This is a genomic window from Allomesorhizobium aridi (assembly GCF_043769475.1).
Classification (GTDB): domain Bacteria; phylum Pseudomonadota; class Alphaproteobacteria; order Rhizobiales; family Rhizobiaceae; genus Allomesorhizobium.
Map to the genome: position 1 here is coordinate 225,134 of NZ_CP171729.1, position 19,696 is coordinate 244,829.

Below are 19,696 nucleotides of genomic sequence, written 5' to 3' on the forward strand. Positions count from 1 at the left end.
GGGATCAGCCTCCCTTCATCGGTGCAAGGATTTCGATGCGGTCGCCGTCGGTGAGCCGGCAGCGGTCGCGCTCCCTGGCCGCAACGACCTCGCCGTTCAGCGCTGTGGCAAGCCAGTTGCCCTGGAAATCGAGTTCGGTGAGCAAAGCGGCGAGCGTCTCGGCCGCGACTTCATGGCCCTGGCCGTTAACGATGAGCTTCAAGGGCAAACTCCTTTGCTGCCGGATGTCCCAGGATCATGTCGGCCGTCTGCCGCGCCATGGCCGGCGCGAGCAGGAAGCCGTGGCGGTAGAGGCCGTTGATGCGGATGTTCTTTCCCTCACGTTCGACGCGAGGCAGGTTGTCGGCAAAGGCGGGGCGCACGCCGACGCCTGCTTCCACCAGTTCAGCCTCGCCGAAGGCCCGATGCAGCGCGTAAGCGGCGCTCAGCAACTCCATGGTCGAGCGCACGGTGATCGGGCCTGCGGCGTTGCACTCGATCATCGTCGCGCCGACCATGAACAGGCATTCCGAACGCGGCACGACATAGACCGGGATGCGCGGATGAAGCAGCCGCACTGGCCGGGCCAGCGATATCTCTCGTGTTCTGAGCACGAGCATCTCGCCGCGCACGCCGCGCAGTTCCGGGCAACTGTCGGCAATGCCAGTGCAGTCCACCTCGATCTCCGAGGTGGCGGACACCGCGCCGCAGCCGAACTCAAGACGTGCGCCCATACGGAGCAGCTTGTCGCCAAGTGCGAGCAACGCCTTGCGCGGGTCGAGATGCGCTTCCTCGGCGAAGAACAGCCCACGTCCGAGCCGGCCCGCAAGGGCAGGTTCGAGCGCCGCGATCTCGCCTTGATCGAGCTGCCTGAAACCGGATGTACGGCGACCGAACCGGGTGAGCTCACCGGTGTCGCGGGCAGGCGCCAGCACCAATGTGCCGTTGCGCAAGACGTGACCCGGCAGCGCCGCATCCCACCAGTCGGCCGACCCGCGTCCGAGTGTGAGCACCGCCTCCTCAGCGCTCTCTCGCTCGCACCAGGGTGCGAGCATGCCGCCGGCCTGCCAGGAGGCGTTGCCGGCGATCTCCATGCGCGCCTCGACCACGGTCACATCAGCGCCGCGCGTCGCCAGTTCGTGCGCGAGCGTCAACCCGGCGACGCCCGCTCCGCGAATGAGCACCTTCATGGCCGGTTCGTGCTCTCCGCGGGGCTGTCAACGGGCATATAGAGGTCGCCGCCCTCGCGGTATTTCGCCGCCATCGCCGCCATGCCTTCTTTCTGCGCCTCAGCCCGAATGTCGTGGGAGATGCGCATCGAGCAGAACTTCGGGCCGCACATGGAGCAGAAATGCGCGACCTTGTGCGCCTCCTTGGGCAAGGTCTCGTCGTGGAAGGCGCGCGCCGTTTCGGGGTCGAGCGACAGGTTGAACTGGTCTTCCCAACGAAACTCGAACCGTGCCCGCGACAGCGCATCGTCGCGGCGCTTCGCCGCCGGATGCCCCTTGGCAAGGTCGGCGGCATGCGCAGCTATTCTGTAGGTAATGACACCGGTCTTGACGTCGTTGCGGTCGGGGAGACCGAGATGCTCCTTGGGCGTGACGTAGCAGAGCATGGCCGTGCCAAACCAGCCGATCATGGCTGCGCCGATGCCGGACGTGATGTGATCGTAGCCCGGCGCGATGTCCGTCGTCAGCGGTCCGAGCGTGTAGAAGGGCGCCTCGCCGCAGACTTCGAGCTGCTTGTCCATGTTCTCCTTGATCTTGTGCATGGGGACATGGCCTGGCCCCTCGATCATGACCTGGCAATCCTTGGCCCAGGCGATCTTGGTCAACTCGCCAAGCGTTTCCAGTTCGGCGAACTGCGCGGCGTCGTTGGCGTCGGCGATCGAGCCGGGACGAAGGCCGTCGCCGAGCGAGAAGGACACGTCGTAGGCTCTGGCGATGTCGCAGATTTCCTCGAAATGTTCGTAGAGGAAGCTCTCGCGGTGATGATGCAGGCACCACTTCGCCATGATGGAACCGCCGCGCGACACGATGCCGGTGACCCGGTCGACCGTTAGCGGGATGTAATGCAGACGCACCCCGGCATGGATCGTGAAATAGTCGACGCCCTGTTCGGCCTGTTCGACCAGCGTATCGCGGTAGATTTCCCAGGTCAGGTCCTCGGCGACGCCGCCGACCTTTTCGAGCGCCTGGTAGAGCGGCACGGTGCCGATCGGCACCGGCGAATTGCGGATGATCCATTCGCGGATGTTGTGGATGTTGCGGCCGGTCGACAGGTCCATCACGGTGTCGGCTCCCCAGCGGATCGCCCAGACCATTTTTTCGACCTCTTCGGCCATCGACGAGGTGACGGCGGAATTGCCGATATTGGCGTTGATCTTCACCAGGAAATTGCGGCCGATGATCATCGGCTCGCTCTCGGGATGGTTGATGTTTGCGGGAATGATCGCCCGCCCGCGCGCCACCTCTTCGCGCACGAATTCCGGTGTGACGAAGTCGGGGATCGCGGCACCGAAGGCTTCGCCGTCGCGCAGCACGCTGCCGCGCACGATCTCGCGGCCGAGATTTTCGCGGACGGCGACGAACTCCATCTCCGGCGTGATGATGCCGGCGCGCGCATAGGCAAGCTGCGTCACCGCCTTGCCCGCTTTGGCCCTGAGTGGTCGATTGCGGATGGGAAATTCCGGCGTCAGCCGTTCGCCTGATGCGAACCCGTTGTCCTCCGGCCTGACACTGCGGCCTTCCTGGAATTCGACATCGCCGCGCGCCTCGATCCATGCTTGCCGAAGCCGGGCGAGGCCTTTCTCGATGCTCGTTTCGACCGTCGGATCGGTATAGGGGCCGGACGGATCATAGACGGTGACAGGCGGTTCGCCTGCCGTCGGATGGACGGCGATTTCCCGCATCGGCACCCTGATCTGCGGGTGGATCAAGCCGGGTTTGTGGACTTTCCTTGAGGCGGGCAGCGGTCCCGTCGAAACGGCGGGGGTGATGGCATTCATTTGAGGCTCCTTTGCTCATGCATTGGAGACCCAGTTCTGTGCCGGAAGGATGAAAAGACGCTCTGGCCTGCCTGCTTACAGGATTTCGGGCATGGACTCCCGCAAAGCGCTTGCACCGTCCCTACGCCAGTATGAACTGGATCAGGTTCAACGGGTCACTGCGCCGCAAAAAGCCAGCAGTATCTCAGCCCCTTGCCGGGACTCCCCTGGTGAATGCCTCAGGTTGAACGGGCGATCGCGACTTTGTCAAGCGCATTCGGACCCCATCGGCAACTGCGGCCAACCACATCGGGCGGAAAGCTTGCGCGATGCGTCGGATAAATTCACGCCCCGGAGACCAGGGCAGGAATGGCCAATGCCGCATTCGACTCGTCGAGGATGGAGAAACTGTATCGGCCATGTGCGTCGATATCGACCGAATAGGTCAGGCGATCGAGTATATGGTTGTCCTGGTCGAACGTGACAATCCGTGGCTTCAGTGAGGTGATCTGCGCTTCGTCCAGGTAGATGGAGTTGCAGACAATGATCTGGTCGTCGGGCTGGCAGGTGCGGGCCGCCGCACCGTTGAGGATGCAGCATCGTGAGCCGCGCTCGCCGAGAATGACATAGGTCGAAATCCGCGCGCCGGAATTCTTGTTCCATATCTCCACGAATTCCATGGGCAGGATCCCGGCTGCTTCGCAGTGGTCGGGGTCCAGCGTTATCGAGCCATGGTAGTCGAGCTTCGCTTCAGTGACGTGGAGGCCGTGCAGCTTGCCGGCGACTATTTTTCGCATTGGTTCCATCCATTTAGATAAGAGCGTTGATGTCCTGTGGCAGGTTGCAGCCCGACTAAATTCGGACGACGAGAGCGCCGCCGCTCAGACCGGCGCCCGCTGCCGCCAAAAGAATTCTTTCGCCCCGCCGAAACGGCTCCGCCTGGTGGGCGAGCGAGAGCGACAGCGGAATCGTCGCGGCGGAGGAATTGCCATAGTCGGCGATGGTCTTGACAATCGCCTGATCGGCTATGCCGAGATTTCGCCCAACGGCATCGAAAATGCGGGCGTTGGCCTGGTGTGGTAGGAATCGATCGATGTCTTGCGATGGCATCTGGGCAGCAGTGAGCGCCTCCTTCGAACAGGCAGTCATCATCTCCACGGCCTTGGCAAACACTTCGCGTCCATCGGTGATTGTCATCCGGGTTTGCTCGATGTCGAGATCGCGACGAAATGGCTTGTTGCTCCCCCCGGCGGGAATCTGGATCAGCCCGTAGCCCGAGCCGTCGGAGTCCACCGAAACGCCGAGGATGCCTCGATCCAGGTCCTCGCAGGGGCCAATCACCACGGCGCCGGCGGCATCGGCAAACAGCACGGCGCTGGCGCGCTCGGCCGGATTTATCCGGCGGCTGAGAATGTTGGCGGCGATCACAAGGGCCGCTTTGCCGTGCAAACGGGTAAAGCCGTCCGCGAACATCAGCGCATAAATGAAGCCCGCGCAGGCGCCGGTCAGATCGACAGCGCCGGCGCGGCTCAGCCCCAGCCGATGTGCGACGAGCGCCGCGCTGGGTGGCAGCAGGTGGTCGGGCGTCGAGGTGGCCAGCAACAGCAGGCCAATGTCGCTGCGGTCAATGCCGGCATTCGCCAGCGCCATGGCGCCGGCACGGTCGGCAATGCCGGACAGCGTGTCTTCGTCCGTTGCCCAGAAGCGCGAACGAATTCCGGTACGCCGCTCGATCCAGCCTTGTTCGAGGCCAAGACTGTTTTCGATTTCGGCGTTCTCGACCTTTCGCCCGGGCGCATGGTGGCCAAACCCGAGAATGCGCGACGATCTGCTCATGCTCGCGAGCCAAAGCGTTCGCCGGCTTCCTCGATGGCGTCGTAGAGACCGTCCAACTCGTCGCCGGTGATGCAATAGGGCGGGAGAAGGTAGAGGACATTGCCAAGCGGGCGCACAAGCAGCCCGCGCTCGAGGAAGAACGCGCGCAGCTTCGGACCGATCTCGGCGAGATAGCCGGCTGAGCCGGCGCGCAGATCGAGGGCCGCGATCGTCCCGGTTGTCCGGCTATCGATGAAGAAGGGATTTTCGCGAAAACGCCGGAGCCCGGCTGACTGCTTCGCGCTCAAGGCCGCGATCCGCTCGGCCACCGGCTCGTCACGCCAGATCTCGACATTGGCGAGTGCTGCCGCGCAGGCAATCGGATTGGCGGTATAGGAACTCGAGTGGAAGAAGGTCTTCTTGCGGTCCTCGGAATAATGGGCATGGAAGATGGCATCGGTGGCAAGCGTGGCCGCCAGCGGGATGGCGCCGCCGGTCAGACCCTTCGAGGTGCACAGGATGTCTGGAGAGATGGCTGCCTGCTCGCAGGCGAACATGGTTCCGGTCCGCCCCCAGCCGGTCATCACTTCGTCGGCGATCAGGAGCGTGCCGTAGGCTTCGGCGATCTTCTTCAGTTCGGCCAGAACCCAGGCCGGATACATCAGCATGCCGCCGGCGCCGAGTACGAGCGGCTCGACGATCAGCGCGGCAGTGCTTCGGGCGCGGGAGACTTCCTCGAACCAATCGAGCGTTTCCTGCTCGCGCCCGGCGGCCGGGAAGGGGATGGTGTCAACCTCGAACAGCAAAGGCTCGTAGGCGGCATTGAACACGCCACGGGCGCCGACGCTCATCGTGCCGATCGTGTCGCCGTGATAGCTGTGCTCCATGGCGACGATGCGCGAACGCGGCGCGCCGATGTTGCGGAAATAACCGAGCGCCATCTTGAGCGCCACCTCGACGCTGGTCGAGCCGCTGTCCGAATAGAACAGCCAGTCGAGGCCCGCAGGCGCCATTTCGACCAGCGCCGATGCCAATTTCTCGGCCGGCTCATGGGTGAGCCCGGCGAAGATCACCTGGTCCAAAGTCTCGGTCGCATTCCGGATCGCGTCCATGATCTTCGGATGGCGATGGCCGTGGGTGACCACCCACCAGGACGAAATGGCGTCGAGAATGCGCCTTCCGTCCGCCGTTTCCAGATAGGCGCCCCTGGTTCGCGCAATCGACGGCATGGCCGGTTCGACGGCATGCTGGGTGAAGGGGTGCCAGACAGCCGAGCGGTTCACGCGCGGACCTCGTCGAACGCCGCCATGTTGAAGTATGTGGTCATCGCCAAGCGCAGCATCCCGGCCGTCAGGGGCTCGAGCAAGGGCAGGCGGCCGAGCACGCGCACCTGGCCGGTTCCAGCGATCGTGCACTCGGTGTCAGGCATTGCCTCGCCAACAAAGGCCACGCCGAGCAACGGGATATCACGGCGGCGCAGCGCCTCGATCGATAGCAGCGTGTGGTTGATGGTGCCGAGCGAGGTGCGCGCGCAAAGCACCACCGGCGCCTGCCAACGGGCGAAGACGTCGATGAACAGGGTCTTGCGTGTGAGCGGCACCATCAGGCCGCCGGCGCCCTCCACGATCAAGGGACATTCGATTTCGGGCAGCACGAGGCTGTCGGGGTCGATCGTCACGCCTTCGAGCTCGGCGGCACGATGCGGCGACAGCGGTCGCGTCAGGCGCCAGGCTTCAGGCAGGATCCGCTCGGGCGTCAGTTCGCCGAGGCGCGCAACCGTCTGGCTGTCTGTTTCACCCTCAAGGCCCGACTGTACGGGTTTCCAGTAGGCGCCACCCAGCAGGTTGGCGAGACCGGCCGCGACAACTGTCTTGCCGATTCCGGTATCAGTGCCCGTGATGATGATGCACTTGGTCATGCCGAGGCCACCACCTCGGCCAGCGCCTCGACCATCGCAGAGATGTCGGCTTCGCCAACGTTGAGCGTCAGCGAAATGCGCAGGCGCGACGTGCCCTCGGGCACTGTGGGCGGGCGAATGCCGCGTATGTCGAAGCCACGTGCCTGCAGTGCTGCCGCCACTGCCATGGTGCGCCCCACGTCACCGATGACGAAGGGCTGGATCTGCGAGCCGCTGGGCGTCACGTCGCAGCGTTCGGCCAATTCCCGACCCGTTAGGGCTACGTGTTCGTGCAACTGAACGCGGCGCATGGGCTCGTCGGACAGCATGGCGAGCGCTTCGCGCGCCGCGACTGCCATCAGCGGCGATGGTGCGGTGGCGTAGATGAAGGGTCGGCACCGGTTGACGAGATAGTCGCACAGCGTTCGCGGTCCGGTGACCAGTGCGCCGGACGCACCGAGCGCCTTGCCGCATGTATGGAGCGCGACGATGTTGTCGCGGCCCTCGAACGCCGCGGCCAGCCCCCGGCCATCCGGTCCCCAGACGCCGGTGGCATGCGCCTCGTCGACGACGAGAAATGCCTCGTGCCGATCGGCAAGCGCGACGAGGTTCTCCAAAGGCGCGCAGTCGCCATCCATGCTGTAGAGGCTTTCGATCGCGATCCAGACACGCCCAATACCGCCTTCGGCGCGCCACTGCGTGATCGCATCCTCGACAGCGTCGACGTCGTGGTGCGCGGCCAGGTTCAACGCGGCCCGTCCGGCCTGCGCGCCCTCATGCATGCTGGCATGAGCAAGCTGGTCGAGGATCAAAAGATCGCCCTTCTGCGGCAGCGTGGTCAGCAGCGCGAAGTTGGCGGTGTAGCCGCTACCGAAGAACAGTGCGCGTTCGGCTCCGAAGAACGCCGCCGCGTCGGCTTCCAGTGCCTCGTGTTCCGGCGCATTGCCGCGCAACAGCCGCGAACCCGTGGCGCCAACCGGCGTGCCCCGCGCAATCGCGGCCGCAACCGCCTCGCCAAGTCTCCTGGAGGCGGCAAGCCCGAGATAGTCGTTTGACGAGAAGTCGAGCCCGGCGCGCGGCGACAGCGTCCGCAGCCGGTCCCTGCGCGCCAGCCCCTGCAATGTCGCGTCAAAGCGTGCAAGAAGTGCCGCGTTCATTGCGCCTCAATTTCCATCGGCTCAATGCCAAGGCGCCGGAACAGCAGCGTATCCTTGTCCTCACCGGGATTATCCGCCGTCAGCAGCGTATCGCCGACGAAGATGGAATTGGCGCCGGCAAAGAAACACAGCGCCTGCATCTCGTCGGTCATGGCGGCGCGGCCGGCGGAAAGACGGACATACGATTTGGGCATCATGATGCGCGCCAGCGCGATGATCTCGCACGAATTCGATCGGGTCGATCGGCCTGGCGTCGGCAAGCGGGGTGCCGGGTATCGGGATCAGCATGTTGATTGGAACGCTTTCGGGATGTTCCGGCAGATTGGCGAGCGTCACCAGCATGTCGATCCGGTCCACCGGCTCTTCGCCCATGCCGACAATACCGCCGCAGCAGACTTTGATGCCGGACTGGCGGACATGCTCAAGCGTCTCGAGCCGATCGGCAAAGCTGCGCGTGCGGATGATCTCGCCGTAGTAGCGCTCGGACGTATCGATGTTGTGGTTGTAGTAGTCGAGACCAGCCTGTTTCAATTGAGCGGCCTGCTCGAGATCGAGCATGCCGAGGGTCATGCAGGTCTCCATGCCCAGCGCCTTGACGCCTTCGACCATCGCCACGACCGCATCCATGTCGCGCCGCTTGGGATTTCGCCAGGCCGCGCCCATGCAATAGCGGGTGGCGCCGGCTTCACGCGCCTTGGTCGCTTCGGCAATGACGCGCTTGACCTCCATCAGCTTCGACGCCTTCAGGCCTGTTTCGTGATGAGTGGACTGGCTGCAATAGCCGCAATCCTCCGGGCATCCGCCTGTCTTGATGCTGAGAAGCCGGCTGAGCTGGACCTTGTTCGGATCGAAATTCTGGCGGTGAATGGTTTGCGCCAGGAAGAGGAGGTTGTTGAAGGGCGCATCGTGAAGCGCCCGAGCCTTTTCCAAGGTCCACATTCCGCCATCAGTGCATTCTGCTTCTGGCATTGTCTTCATTGAATTCGGCGCGTGCATATCGATCCTGCTCGTTGCGTTCTGGCCCCTACGGCTTTTTGCTGGCTGATTGATGGCGACCGGAAAAGTCATCGTCCCGCTGCGTCCGTTCGTCACTCGATCATGAGCTTCGATAGTCGAGGCCGATATCCAGGATCGGCGCGCTGTGGGTCAGCCAACCCACGGAAATCAGATCGACGCCGGTCGCGGCGATAGCTGGTGCCGTCGCGGCGGTGATCCTGCCGGACGCCTCCGTGATTCCGCGGCCGGCCACCATCGCAATTGCCCGGCGCAACTCGTCAAGTGACATGTTGTCGAGCAGGACGGCGTCGGGGGCAAGCGCCAGGGCCTCCTCAAGCTGCGCCAGAGTGTCGACTTCGACTTCGATCTTGACCAGGTGCCCGACGCTATTTCGTGCCCGCTCGATTGCGGAGCGAATTCCGCCCGCGACGGCGATGTGGTTGTCCTTGATCAGGATGGCGTCGTCGAGACCGAAACGATGATTGGAACCGCCACCGGCGCGCACCGCATATTTTTCCAGCGCCCGCAAACCAGGCGTCGTCTTGCGGGTGCACACGACCTTCGCCTCGTGGCCGCCGATCGCATTGACAATCGATGTCGTCGCCGTGGCGATGCCGCTAAGATGGCACAAGAAATTGAGCGCCGTCCGTTCCGCCGTGAGCATGGCGCGGGTCGGGCCGGTCACTGATGCGATGATGTCGCCTGGCGCAACATGGCTGCCGTCGACCCGTCCCACCGCGATTGCGAGGTCCTGGTCGACAAGGCGGAACGCGAGAATCGCCAAATCGAGCCCGGCGACAACTCCGGCCTGGCGCGCAACCAAAAGGGTCGTCGCCCGATGGTCCTTCGGCACGATGGCATCGGTCGTCAGATCACCCGCGCGGCCGAGATCTTCCAGAAGTGCTGCCCGCACCAGGGGCTCAAGCATGATTGTGGGAAGCGGCGAGAGGTTCATTGCTAAAACTCTTCAAGCGTTGACGAACACGCGAATTCCCGAGCTGTCGCCAAGGCTTCATCGAGCGTGAGGCTGGAGCGGCGGGCGACGACCGCACGATCGGGGAAGTCCGTGCGAAAGTGAGCGCCGCGGCTTTCTTCGCGCAGCAAGGCGGCAACCGCGATCATCAGTCCAACTGCCGCGGGATCGGAGGCTGCATGGTGTAGCTCGGCAAGCGGAAGCAATGTGCTCACGGCATCTCGCAAAAACTCACCATGCCGCTTCACGCCAAGGGCGCGTGAGAGGACAGGGCGCAGGGAGAGTGGATTGGGCACCGGCATTTCCCGTGCCTTTGATCGTGTTCTGACGCCGATCGGCGATCCCGCCACGCTGTTGGCGACGAAGCGCGCGCATACGACGGCTTCAGTCAGCGAATTGCTGGCAAGCCTGTTGGCGCCGTGCAGTCCGGTCGAGGCGACTTCGCCGCAAGCCCACAGCCCGGCAACGGAGCTACGTCCGTCCGGGTCCACCGAGACGCCGCCCATGTGATAGTGCTGGGCCGGCCGTATGGGAATGAGGTCATGTGCTGGATCGATGCCTGCGCGCCGACAGGCTGATGCAATCGTTGGAAACTGTCGCTCAAATGTCGGGCCGGGTTTTTCTCGTCCATCGAGAAAGACGCGGTGGCCGTTGGAAAGGTGCTTCCAGATGGCGCGGGCCACAACATCGCGCGGCGCGAGTTCGGCATCCTGCAAGTCCTCCAGGAACCGCTGGCCTGTTTCGTCAACGATCGTCGCGCCTTCGCCGCGAACCGCTTCGCTGATCAGCGGCATCGGGCGATCGGGCCCGTCAAGCGCGGTCGGATGAAACTGGATGAATTCTAGATCGGAAAGGACGGCGCCGGCGCGCGCCGCAAGCGCCAGGCCCTGTCCGCAACTGCCCGAAGGATTGGTGGTGTCGAGGAACAGTCCGCCAATCCCACCCGTGGCGAGGATTACCCGTCCCGTGCCCAAGAACACGGGATTCATCGAACAGTTTGCCCAAACGCCGCGGACCGTATTGTCGTCCACCGCCAGCCGCCGCGCCTCCACACCCTCCACGACCGTAATAGACGGAGCAGAACGCACCGCCTTGACCAGGGCGCGCATGACTTCCTGTCCACTGCCGTCGCCGCCGGCATGAACGATGCGCCGGCGGCCGTGGGCGGCCTCCAATCCGAGGCGCAGTGCTCCTTCAGGCGTTCGATCGAAGCGCACCCCAACGGTCGCCAGGGTCTCGATCGCGTCAGGAGCTGCATGGAGGATGCGGCTGGCGACTTCTGCCTCGCACAGCCCGTCGCCAGCCGCGAGCGTGTCGGCGAGATGCAGTGCCGGATGGTCATCAATGCCAAGGCTGGCAGCCAGTCCGCCCTGTGCCCACGCGCTCGACGCGTCAGATCCGAGCGGCGTCCTGGACAAAATAAGCACCGGTTCTGGCGCCAGATGAAGCGCAGTCAGCAATCCGGCAATGCCGCCGCCTATGACAATGGGCCGGCCGAAGAAGCTACGGACGTCCGCGCTCATACGGCCAGCATCCGGTCGATCGCGAGCCGTGCCCGCCCTGCAATATCGGATTCGACCCTCACCTCATGCTGGTTGTGCTCGAGCCGCCGAGCGGATGTTGGCGAGCGTTATCCTCTTCATGTGCGGGCAAAGATTACAGGGCCTGATGAAGTCGACCTCGGGATGCTCCACCGCGACATTGTCGCTCATCGAGCATTCCGTCATCAGCACGACGCGAGGCGGTCTTTGGCTCCCGACATAAGCGGACATGGCGGCCGTCGAGCCCGAGAAGTCGGCCTCCGCGACCACTTCGGGCGGACATTCGGGATGGGCAAGCACCGTCACGCCCGGATGGTCCTCTCGCAGTTGTCTGATATCGGCGGGCGTAAACCGCTCATGCACCTCGCAATGGCCCTTCCAGGCAATGATCTCGACGTTGGTCTGGGCCGCGATGTTCTGGGCCAGATATTCGTCAGGCAGCATGACCACCCGAGCAACACCGAGCGATTCGACCACCGCCTTCGCATTGCCCGATGTGCAGCAGATGTCGGACTCGGCCTTCACCTCGACCGACGTGTTGACGTAGGTGACCACTGGCACGCCGGGATATCGTTGCCGCAGCAGGCGGACATCGGCCGCGGTGATGGAGTCGGCCAGCGAGCAGCCCGCCTTCAGGTCGGGGATGAGCACCGTCTTTTCCGGATTGAGCAGCTTTGCCGTCTCAGCCATGAAGTGAACGCCGGCGAGCACGATGACATCCGCTTCGACCGCCATCGCCTTGCGGGCAAGCGCCAGGCTGTCGCCGACAATATCGGCGACGCAGTGGAAGATCTCCGGCGTCTGGTAATTGTGCGCCAATATCACGGCGTTACGCTGCCGCTTCAGTTCGAGAATGGCGTCGATATCGTCCAGAAAGGTCGGCCATTCGATCGGGGGGATCACGCGCCGAACGCGGTCGTACAGGGACGCGCCCGAAGGCAGCATGGCGCTCATCGAGCCCTCCGATTATACTCTACCTGAATATAAGGCCTATATATTCGTGGTGAGTATAAGAGGTCAAGCCCGCGAGAGCGGCAATTTTGTTCCGGCCGCAGATCTCTCGTCGAGAACGGCATGGCGGAAGCGGTAGAGCTTCGCCGGCCGGCCGCCGGTCTCCGCGGTTGTCTCCCCGGTCTCCTCAACCAACTCCTGCTGCTCGATCAGCCGGCGAAAGTTCGGCTTGTGGATGAGCCTGCCGGCGAGCGCCTCCACGGTTCGCTGCAGCTGCAAAAGCGTGAAGAGAGGCGGCATGAGTTCGAACACGACGGGCCGATATTTGATCTTGGAGCGCAATCGCGCGATTCCCGTTGCCAGGATGCGGCGATGATCGGCGATCATCGATCTGCCCGGCACCGGAGTGGGCGCGGCCGAATATCCGCCGCGCATCGCTTCCTCCACCAGGGCTGCCTCATAGAGAATCTCGTAGCGCTGGAGTGCGAGCTCTTCGTTCCACGATCGGTCGTCGAAGCCGAAGGCGACCGCCGCCCGCCGTCGGCGCTCGAGGCGCGTCGCGCTATCATCAGCGCTGTCCGCCCATTCCAGCAGGCGCGGCCGCAACTCTTCCAGCACGACCGGCGGGGTGCCGGAACGGTGATCCTCCCACGGAAAATAGTCGTACCAGCTTGCCCAGCGCCTCGTCGAGGCGCCCGCATCTTCGTCCCGCGTGAGCGCGAGGTAGCTGATCGAGATAACGCGCTCGTCGGCGCCGATCCGGTCGCGATCGGCGAAGGTGTAGAGCTGTTCGATATAACCGAGCGGCTGCCCGGTCTGTTGTTCCACCCATCCCCTGAGGCCCGACTGCAGCGAACGGTGATCGAGCTCGAACGGACCCGATGGCAGTGCGTTTGCCTGCGCGATGGTGAGGACGCAAGGGTCGCTGTTGTTCACGGCGACGACCACGGCGATCAGGTCCGCCTTGACCTCGTTGGCCTTGCCTCCAGCTCTGTCTTTCCTGGGTCCCTTTGCTTTGTCCATGATTCCTGAACTGGTTGGGCAGAGCTCCGCTTCGCAAGCAGCTGAACCGATTTAATTTGGTCTCTACGATAACTGTCAGTGCGTCAACACCACGCGCCGTGACGATTTTAGCTCTTCGCACCTGCACAAAAATATGCCAAACGCGACACCCGCGACTGGTAACGTTGGGGAAGGAGGCCTCTATTGAGTGCGATTGCTAACACCAAGGCGATTACACCGCCGGACGTTCGTGCGCGCAAAGGTGGAACGCCACTCGTCTGCCTTACCGCCTATACGACGCCGGTTGCCCGGCTGGTCGATCCCCATTGCGATGTGGTGCTGGTGGGCGACAGCGTCGGCATGGTTCTTCACGGCATGCCCTCGACGCTTGGCGTGACGGTCGAGATGATGATCATGCACGGCAAGGCCGTGCGACGCGGCCTGGAGCAGGCGTTGATGGTCGTCGATATGCCGTTCGGCTCCTACGAGGAAAGCCCCGAGCAGGCTTTCCGCAATGCCGCGCGCGTCATGGCAGAGACCGGCTGCTCGGCCGTCAAGCTCGAAGGCGGCGAGACGATGACAGAGACGATTCGCTTCCTCGCCGCGCGCGGCGTGCCTGTCATGGGCCATGTCGGCTTGACGCCGCAGGCGGTCAACACCTTCGGCGGCTACCGCGTGCAGGGCAGAGGCGGAGATGCCGAGCGCATCGGGCGCGACGCCCTTGCGGTGGCGGAGGCAGGCGCCTTCGCGGTCGTGCTGGAGAAGGTCCCCGATGCGCTCGCCCGCCGGATCACCGGAGAGGTGGCGATCCCGACGATCGGCATCGGCGCCTCGGCGGCGTGTGACGGCCAGATTCTCGTCGTCGACGACATGCTGGGCCTCTTCGGCGACTTCCAGCCCAAATTCGTCAAGCGCTACGCAGAACTCGGGCAGTTCGCCGGCGCGGCGATCACGGCCTATGCGCAAGAGGTGCGGGAGCGGCGGTTCCCCGCCGCCGAGCACGTGTTTGCCGATGCGCCCAAGGGCGCCCACGCCACCGAGAGCGGAGAAGCAGCGTGAGCGTGCCGATTATCAGGACCGTTGCCGCGCTTCGCGAAATCGTCGCCGCCTGGCGCCGCGAGGGCGCGAGGATTGCAGTGGTGCCGACCATGGGCGCCCTGCATGAGGGCCATCTCAGCCTGGTGCGTGCCGCGATGGGGCGTGCTGACAGGGTGATCGTGACGCTCTTCGTCAATCCGAAGCAGTTCAACAGCCAGGCCGATCTCGCCGCCTATCCGCGAACGGAGCACGAGGACGCCGCCAAGCTCGCGCCGCTCGAGGCCCATCTGCTCTACGCGCCGCATGCCTCCGAGATGTATCCGGAAGGATTTGCATCCACCGTTTCAGTGAGCGGGGTGAGTGAGGGTATGTGCGGCGCGTTCCGTCCCGGCCATTTCGAGGGCGTAGCTACCGTGGTGGCCAAGCTCTTCCTGCAGACCGGGGCCGACTTCGCCTTTTTTGGCGAAAAGGACTTTCAGCAGCTTCACGTCGTCAAGCGTATGGTCCGGGATTTGGATATTCCGATCACCGTTGTCGCTTGTCCGACAGTCCGCGAAGCCGATGGTCTCGCCCTATCATCGCGCAATGTCCGTCTCTCGCCAGCCGAGCGGGCCATTGCCCCAAAACTGCCATCGGTCTTACTCGAGTCGGCTGAGCGACTTGCACGCGGTTCTGCGATCGTGCCAACACTTGCCGAAGCGCGCGCAGCAATCCTGGCTGCAGGCTATCGCGACGTCGAATACCTGGAACTTCGCGGGGAAACAGATCTGCAATCGTTAGCAAGCCTTGAGCGACCAGCGCGCCTGCTTGCAGCAGCCTGGCTTGGCGAAACGCGACTCATCGACAACGTCAGAACATCGCCGACCATTTCGACAAGGAAGTAAGATTCGCGACGTCGGGACACGCTCGCGCAAGAGGGTTCTTCAGCAGAGGTACGGAAGCAATGGGGGCGAGGATGGCCACAGATCGTAAGCGCTGTATCGGTGCGCGATTATTTGCCCATCGCTGCGGATCCTGTTCGCCGCACGCAGCAGATTGGCTGCGCTCATGCCGTGAGATTGACCGTCGCGTCTACACGTCGGAGCGGTGCACAGCAGAGAAACCGAGGCATTGAGTTCAAGGCATCACGTAGGACATGCAAATTGTCTTTGAGACGTTCGTGGAAAAGTTGTCGGAAAGCGTCGATGAGGCGGATTTCCGCGAAGCCATGGCTGGTACGGCCGCGTACCTTGATCTGCTTACTTTTGCCTATCTGTCCTTGCCGCCGCAACCTTCCGGCAAACCCAGGCTGATCTCGAACTATCCCGCTTCTTGGACGGCGCACTACCTGCAAAACCGGTATCAGAAGATCGATCCAGTCATCATGCGTGCACGTTGTGGCGGATGCCCGTTTCGGTGGGGTTCGGATATGGGCGGCGTTATGACGTCGCCGGTTCAGCAGAGGCTTTTCGATGAAGCAGCCGAGTTCGGCATCCGCTGTGGCTTGACGATTCCGATTGTCGACCGCCGCGGCTGCTTTGCCGCGGTGACTTTCGCCGCTGATGAGCCCAATCCGGCATTTCTCCGGGTCGCCGAGCGATATGAACAAGCCCTGCAGCTCATGGCGACCTGCTTTCACATCTCCGTTCGCCACAGGCTGTCGGGCAATCGAACAGTGGACGGCGTTGTGCTGACGCCCCGCGAATATGAGTGCCTGCAGTGGGCGGCGCGCGGCAAGTCCGCCTGGGACATCGGCTGCATCCTGGGCATCAAGCCGCGCACCGCCGCCTTCCATCTGGACAATGCCAAGAAGAAGCTCGGCGTGCGCACCAAAGATCAGGCCGTCGCGCTGCTGGCCTCCTCACGATCGTCAATTGTCTGAAAACTTCTGGGGTTGCTGCCGCGATGCAAAGCGGGTTCCGCTACCTGTGCAACTGATCGGGCGGTCTTCTGTATGGCCTTTGAACGCGGCATTTTCAGAAGCCGCTGGCAATATGGTGATCTGCGGATCAGGCCCAAATCCGGGTCGGAGCGCACTTGGTCAGCTGGCGAACAAATCCTTGTAGCCGGTCGTGACCATCCAGTTCGCCCGGTCGAGATGACTGCGAAGAGCCTTGCTGGCGCGCTCCGGTTCGCGTGCCGGATCAATGCCGAGGATCAGATGCGCCATTTCCTCTTCAGTGGCGTTGTCGGCGGAAGCATCGAGCAGCTGCATATAGGTCGTGAAATGCTCTTTGTCGTAGGCCGTGAGGCTTTCCGACCACGGGACTTCGTCGGCAATCGGCGTGTTCGATTCAGGCTGTGACATCGCTGGATTCTACCTCCGGACAATGGCCTCCGCGAAGCCCTCCGCCAGCGGATTCGGACGCTCAATGTGGATTACATATTATAGTTGATAAACTCAAGCTGCCCAATCCGATGGCTTGTCGTGCATGGATATGCGCAAGTTGGTCGGACGGAATGTGCAGAGGATCAGGCAAAGGAAGCGTCTGACTCAGGAGCAGCTTGCCGAGATTTCCGGGTTCAGCCAGCAGTACATCAGCGGCTTGGAGAAAGGCCGAAGAAATCCGACGATCATCACGATCTATGAACTGGCATCGGCCCTCGGCGTCAGCCACACGGATCTGGTTCGGCCCGACAAACAAGCCCTGACACAACCGACTTCCAAATAGCTGCTCCGCGCCCGCGCTCCTGACGGGACCGGCTACCTATACCGCAATCATCGAACTGTGCTCTCTGAAACGTCGCTCTTTGGGTTCTGTCTACAGATCGAAACGCGATCGGCTTGCCAGCCGATGGCATTGCGAAGGAAATTGTTGCCCAGGGCAATGAATGCGGCCCGCTCCCGATTGTCCTTGCCGTAGCTGTGCCCGCCCGCGCCGGGCTCGTTGACGTAAGCGGGATAGCCAAGAGCCTGCAGCTTTGCGGCCATCTTACGCGCGTGGCCCGGGTGGACGCGGTCGTCCCGCTTGGTGGTCGCGAGCAGGATCGGCGGATAGGGCTGTCCCGGCGTCGCGGCGTGGTAGGCGGAGATCTCCTTGGGGAAAGTCCAATCCTCTGCCTTGTCGGGATCGCCATATTCGTCAATCCAGCTCGCGCCCGCCAAAAGCTTGGGGTAGCGGCGCATGTCGACAAGCGGAATCTTGCAGAACAGCGCGCCGAAACGCTCTGGAGAGCGGGTAAGCATATTGGCGATCAGAAGGCCGCCATTTGAGCTGCCCTCGGCGGCAATCCGCTTCGGCCGCGTAATGCCCCTTCGCGCGAGGTCGGTCGCAACGGCGGCGAAATCGTCATGGGCGAGGCGCTTGCCGTCCCTGCGCCCCGCCTTGACGCCCGACGCAGCACGCCGACAAAGCGCCCATTCGGGAAGACATTGAGCGGGACATAACCCGGTCGCCGCGCCATCGATTATACGCGAACACATATAAGGAATGAATATACGCGGTAACGTATTCAATTCGCGCGTAACCGGGACACCTGACCGGCTTTGGCTCAACATAGTGCCGCAGCTACCGCGCCTCAGCTGCGCCTTCGCGGAAAAGGTTTCCGGCGACAGATCTTCGAATTCGTGGGGCCGCAACGTCTCTTGGGCGCCGCCGTGTCTGGCGGAGAGGATCGGCCGGTGTTCGGGAGTGCGGACTTCCGGATCGCGGAAAATCAGCCGCGCCGGTCGACATCGCCAAGCTGCCTACCCTGGCGTCGCAACCGGGCCCTATCGATTCTAAGCAAGGCCGAATGCCAGGCCCTGCGGATGGCGCTAAAGATAATTAGCATTTCTTCCTTTCTATGCAGCCCACCGCCAGGACGTCAAAAACCCTCCACCATCTCATTCGATCTTCTGCGTCAGTCGATTTCATCGTGCTTCAAAGACAGCTATCGATCCGAATCGGGTCGCTATCAGTCGGCTTTTTGGCTGCCTATGCAAGGCATTTATTGACCGTCGTCCTTCGCACAGCCTCGGCTGCGGCTGCGGCCGCGGCGAGGCGAAGCGGAAACGGGTCAAGATCGCGTTCCATCGGCGCGAGTGTTACCGGTTGCAGGCATGCCATTATATCTCTCAGGCGGGGCGCCATGCTTTGCTGCACTCACGCCGCCCGTTCGCCGCCGCTCCAGTGTTTGGGCTGTTCGGGTGGTCAATCCCTCATTCATGAACTCGGGCCGCGGCAATTCTCAGAGCTGTCCCTGGCAACAGACACGCTGCAGGCGCTTGCTCACCTTTGTTGGTGCCGGCGCTGCCAGCAGAAAGTGGGACCCAAGGAAAGGTGGCCTACCGGTTTGCCGATGGGCGAATGCCGTCGCGCTGCCAGCATCGTCGAGTTTCACCTGAAAGGCATCGCTGTCGCGATCGTCGGCGCCCTCGGCAAACAGGCCGATCATCAGATTGGCGCCCTTGCTGTCCGGCGCAGGCTCGCCACACGATTGCATGAAGAGGGGTGTAACGCTCATCCCCGGAATTCGAGTGCCTGAAACGGCCGGGTGCACGGCAAGTCGGCTTGGGACGTCAGCCAAATTCTGGGGTCTTCTAAGCGCACCGTGACCCTCCATCGGGGAAATGCCAAAGCAACGCTTGGCGGCGAACGAACAAGCCGGCCATCGGACGGCTAGCTGCCTCCGGTCAGGCGAAATCCTGATCTTCCGCCACGATAGCTGTAAACGTCAACAGGTGCATCAATGTCAGCTTTGCCTTTCGATGGCGGAAACACATCCGGCATGGAGGCGATCATGATGCAGCTGATAACCCCTGACCTCTACGGTGAGTTCGCAAGCGAGCTCAACGATATGCACGGGCTCAGGTATCGGGTTTTCAAGCAAAGGCTCGATTGGGAAGTTGAGACCGAAGGCGAAATGGAAACAGACGCATTTGATGGTCTCAAACCAGTCTATCTGCTTCTCAAGGGATCGGATTGGCGAACCCGCGGGTGCGTTCGCCTTTTGCCCACCACCGGACCCACAATGTTGCGCGAAACGTTCCCGGAGCTGCTGGGTGCTGACGCTATGCCATCGACTCCCGACATATGGGAAAGCAGCCGTTTCGCGCTCGATCTCCCTCCATCAGCGCCCAAGGCGGCGGGCGGGCTGGCACAAGCAACCTACGAGCTCTTCGCCGGCATGATCGAGTTCGGCTTGGCCAACAATCTCACCCGGATAGTGACGGTGACCGATACGCGCATGGAACGGATCCTTCGCCTCGCAACATGGCCATTGTCGCGCATCGGACAGCCAAAACCCGTCGGCAAAACGGAGGCGGTGGCCGGCTTTCTGGAGATTTCTCACGCGAGCCTTTTGCGCATCCGCTGGAGGGGACGCCTGAGCGGACCGGTCCTGTGGCAACCAGTTCTCAGCCGCTCAGCATAGCGCCGGATATCCGAACCGTGAACAATG

19 protein-coding genes, 3 pseudogenes and 1 riboswitch are annotated in these 19,696 nt (G+C 62.9%); of the genes and pseudogenes, 6 read left to right on the top strand and 16 right to left on the bottom strand.

Annotated elements, in window-relative coordinates; translation table 11 throughout:
* Positions 1-4: 4 nt before the first annotated feature.
* From thiS to ACG873_RS03010, 13 genes and pseudogenes are all read right to left on the bottom strand, one after another.
* The gene (gene thiS / locus ACG873_RS02950; protein ID WP_394890356.1) at positions 5-202 is read right to left on the bottom strand and encodes a sulfur carrier protein ThiS; all 198 of its coding nucleotides are present in this window, start codon (positions 200-202) and stop codon (positions 5-7) included.
* On the bottom strand, positions 186-1,169 hold the full coding sequence (locus ACG873_RS02955; protein WP_394890357.1) for an FAD-dependent oxidoreductase: 984 nt from the start codon (positions 1,167-1,169) through the stop codon (positions 186-188). Before ACG873_RS02955 ends, thiS begins: the two co-directional genes overlap by 17 nt.
* Positions 1,166-2,986: a phosphomethylpyrimidine synthase ThiC gene (gene thiC, locus ACG873_RS02960; protein WP_394890358.1), complete on the bottom strand. Its 1,821-nt coding sequence runs from the start codon at positions 2,984-2,986 to the stop codon at positions 1,166-1,168. Before thiC ends, ACG873_RS02955 begins: the two co-directional genes overlap by 4 nt.
* 100 nt (positions 2,987-3,086) lie before the next feature.
* Positions 3,087-3,204: riboswitch (TPP riboswitch) on the bottom strand.
* A 105-nt stretch (positions 3,205-3,309) separates the two neighbouring features.
* Entirely contained in the window at positions 3,310-3,762 is a 453-nt protein-coding gene (gene panD, locus ACG873_RS02965) for an aspartate 1-decarboxylase (protein WP_394890359.1), read from the bottom strand.
* A gap of 55 nt (positions 3,763-3,817) precedes the next feature.
* On the bottom strand, positions 3,818-4,801 hold the full coding sequence (locus tag ACG873_RS02970) for a beta-ketoacyl-ACP synthase III (RefSeq protein WP_394890360.1): 984 nt from the start codon (positions 4,799-4,801) through the stop codon (positions 3,818-3,820).
* Entirely contained in the window at positions 4,798-6,063 is a 1,266-nt protein-coding gene (locus tag ACG873_RS02975; protein ID WP_394890361.1) for an adenosylmethionine--8-amino-7-oxononanoate transaminase, read from the bottom strand. Before ACG873_RS02975 ends, ACG873_RS02970 begins: the two co-directional genes overlap by 4 nt.
* Positions 6,060-6,698 carry a dethiobiotin synthase gene (gene bioD, locus ACG873_RS02980; RefSeq protein ID WP_394890362.1) on the bottom strand — a complete coding sequence of 213 codons (639 nt, stop codon included), beginning with the start codon at positions 6,696-6,698 and terminating at the stop codon, positions 6,060-6,062. Before bioD ends, ACG873_RS02975 begins: the two co-directional genes overlap by 4 nt.
* Positions 6,695-7,834, bottom strand: a complete 1,140-nt coding sequence (locus ACG873_RS02985; RefSeq protein ID WP_394890363.1) for an 8-amino-7-oxononanoate synthase — start codon at positions 7,832-7,834, stop codon at positions 6,695-6,697. Before ACG873_RS02985 ends, bioD begins: the two co-directional genes overlap by 4 nt.
* Positions 7,831-8,773 (bottom strand): annotated as a pseudogene (bioB, locus tag ACG873_RS02990) (biotin synthase BioB). Before bioB ends, ACG873_RS02985 begins: the two are co-directional and overlap by 4 nt.
* Positions 8,774-8,930: 157 nt before the next feature.
* Complete coding sequence (gene nadC / locus ACG873_RS02995; RefSeq protein ID WP_394890364.1) at positions 8,931-9,785, bottom strand: carboxylating nicotinate-nucleotide diphosphorylase; 855 nt, start codon at positions 9,783-9,785, stop codon at positions 8,931-8,933.
* 2 nt (positions 9,786-9,787) lie between these two features.
* Positions 9,788-11,326 carry an L-aspartate oxidase gene (locus ACG873_RS03000; RefSeq protein WP_394890365.1) on the bottom strand — a complete coding sequence of 513 codons (1,539 nt, stop codon included), beginning with the start codon at positions 11,324-11,326 and terminating at the stop codon, positions 9,788-9,790.
* A pseudogene (gene nadA, locus ACG873_RS03005) lies at positions 11,323-12,298 on the bottom strand (quinolinate synthase NadA). Before nadA ends, ACG873_RS03000 begins: the two are co-directional and overlap by 4 nt.
* 63 nt (positions 12,299-12,361) lie before the next feature.
* On the bottom strand, positions 12,362-13,318 hold the full coding sequence (locus ACG873_RS03010) for an NUDIX hydrolase (RefSeq protein ID WP_394890366.1): 957 nt from the start codon (positions 13,316-13,318) through the stop codon (positions 12,362-12,364).
* Positions 13,319-13,501: 183 nt separating this feature from the next.
* On the opposite strand from ACG873_RS03010, the gene panB reads away from it, so the two are divergent.
* From panB to ACG873_RS03025, 3 genes are all read left to right on the top strand, one after another.
* Entirely contained in the window at positions 13,502-14,356 is an 855-nt protein-coding gene (gene panB / locus ACG873_RS03015) for a 3-methyl-2-oxobutanoate hydroxymethyltransferase (RefSeq protein WP_394890367.1), read from the top strand.
* Complete coding sequence (gene panC, locus ACG873_RS03020) at positions 14,353-15,219, top strand: pantoate--beta-alanine ligase (protein ID WP_394890368.1); 867 nt, start codon at positions 14,353-14,355, stop codon at positions 15,217-15,219. Before panB ends, panC begins: the two co-directional genes overlap by 4 nt.
* A 251-nt stretch (positions 15,220-15,470) precedes the next feature.
* Positions 15,471-16,196, top strand: coding sequence for a helix-turn-helix transcriptional regulator (locus tag ACG873_RS03025; RefSeq protein WP_394890370.1), 726 nt, complete (start codon positions 15,471-15,473; stop codon positions 16,194-16,196).
* 159 nt (positions 16,197-16,355) lie between these two features.
* On the opposite strand, the gene ACG873_RS03030 is transcribed toward ACG873_RS03025, so the two are convergent.
* Positions 16,356-16,622: a DNA -binding domain-containing protein gene (locus ACG873_RS03030; protein WP_394890371.1), complete on the bottom strand. Its 267-nt coding sequence runs from the start codon at positions 16,620-16,622 to the stop codon at positions 16,356-16,358.
* Between the two features lie 124 nt (positions 16,623-16,746).
* Here ACG873_RS03030 and ACG873_RS03035 point away from each other — a divergent pair, with 124 nt between their 5' ends.
* A complete protein-coding gene (locus ACG873_RS03035; RefSeq protein WP_394890372.1) occupies positions 16,747-16,986 on the top strand; it encodes a helix-turn-helix transcriptional regulator in 240 nt (79 codons plus the stop codon).
* A 47-nt stretch (positions 16,987-17,033) separates the two neighbouring features.
* Here ACG873_RS03035 and ACG873_RS03040 read toward each other — a convergent pair.
* Together ACG873_RS03040 and ACG873_RS03045 are read right to left on the bottom strand one after the other, a co-directional pair.
* Positions 17,034-17,639: pseudogene (locus ACG873_RS03040) on the bottom strand (prolyl oligopeptidase family serine peptidase); the annotation flags it as partial.
* Between the two features lie 845 nt (positions 17,640-18,484).
* Positions 18,485-18,760: a hypothetical protein gene (locus tag ACG873_RS03045; protein ID WP_394890373.1), complete on the bottom strand. Its 276-nt coding sequence runs from the start codon at positions 18,758-18,760 to the stop codon at positions 18,485-18,487.
* A 30-nt stretch (positions 18,761-18,790) separates the two neighbouring features.
* Between ACG873_RS03045 and ACG873_RS03050 the strand changes: the two genes are divergently transcribed.
* The gene (locus tag ACG873_RS03050) at positions 18,791-18,919 is read left to right on the top strand and encodes a LuxR C-terminal-related transcriptional regulator (protein WP_394890374.1); all 129 of its coding nucleotides are present in this window, start codon (positions 18,791-18,793) and stop codon (positions 18,917-18,919) included.
* Between the two features lie 117 nt (positions 18,920-19,036).
* Complete coding sequence (locus tag ACG873_RS03055) at positions 19,037-19,669, top strand: acyl-homoserine-lactone synthase (RefSeq protein ID WP_394890375.1); 633 nt, start codon at positions 19,037-19,039, stop codon at positions 19,667-19,669.
* Positions 19,670-19,696: the final 27 nt, after the last annotated feature.

What these genes read in the sequence shown, in the direction of transcription:
- ACG873_RS02955 (WP_394890357.1), bottom strand. Translation starts at nt 1,169, where the DNA reads ATGAAGGTGCTCATTCGCGGAGCGGGCGTCGCCGGGTTGACGCTCGCG.
- thiC (WP_394890358.1), bottom strand. Translation starts at nt 2,986, where the DNA reads ATGAATGCCATCACCCCCGCCGTTTCGACGGGACCGCTGCCCGCCTCA.
- panD (WP_394890359.1), bottom strand. Translation starts at nt 3,762, where the DNA reads ATGCGAAAAATAGTCGCCGGCAAGCTGCACGGCCTCCACGTCACTGAA.
- ACG873_RS02970 (WP_394890360.1), bottom strand. Translation starts at nt 4,801, where the DNA reads ATGAGCAGATCGTCGCGCATTCTCGGGTTTGGCCACCATGCGCCCGGG.
- bioD (WP_394890362.1), bottom strand. Translation starts at nt 6,698, where the DNA reads ATGACCAAGTGCATCATCATCACGGGCACTGATACCGGAATCGGCAAG.
- ACG873_RS02985 (WP_394890363.1), bottom strand. Translation starts at nt 7,834, where the DNA reads ATGAACGCGGCACTTCTTGCACGCTTTGACGCGACATTGCAGGGGCTG.
- nadC (WP_394890364.1), bottom strand. Translation starts at nt 9,785, where the DNA reads ATGAACCTCTCGCCGCTTCCCACAATCATGCTTGAGCCCCTGGTGCGG.
- ACG873_RS03000 (WP_394890365.1), bottom strand. Translation starts at nt 11,326, where the DNA reads ATGAGCGCGGACGTCCGTAGCTTCTTCGGCCGGCCCATTGTCATAGGC.
- ACG873_RS03010 (WP_394890366.1), bottom strand. Translation starts at nt 13,318, where the DNA reads ATGGACAAAGCAAAGGGACCCAGGAAAGACAGAGCTGGAGGCAAGGCC.
- ACG873_RS03025 (WP_394890370.1), top strand. Translation starts at nt 15,471, where the DNA reads ATGCAAATTGTCTTTGAGACGTTCGTGGAAAAGTTGTCGGAAAGCGTC.
- ACG873_RS03030 (WP_394890371.1), bottom strand. Translation starts at nt 16,622, where the DNA reads ATGTCACAGCCTGAATCGAACACGCCGATTGCCGACGAAGTCCCGTGG.
- ACG873_RS03035 (WP_394890372.1), top strand. Translation starts at nt 16,747, where the DNA reads ATGGATATGCGCAAGTTGGTCGGACGGAATGTGCAGAGGATCAGGCAA.
- ACG873_RS03045 (WP_394890373.1), bottom strand. Translation starts at nt 18,760, where the DNA reads ATGAGCGTTACACCCCTCTTCATGCAATCGTGTGGCGAGCCTGCGCCG.
- ACG873_RS03055 (WP_394890375.1), top strand. Translation starts at nt 19,037, where the DNA reads ATGATGCAGCTGATAACCCCTGACCTCTACGGTGAGTTCGCAAGCGAG.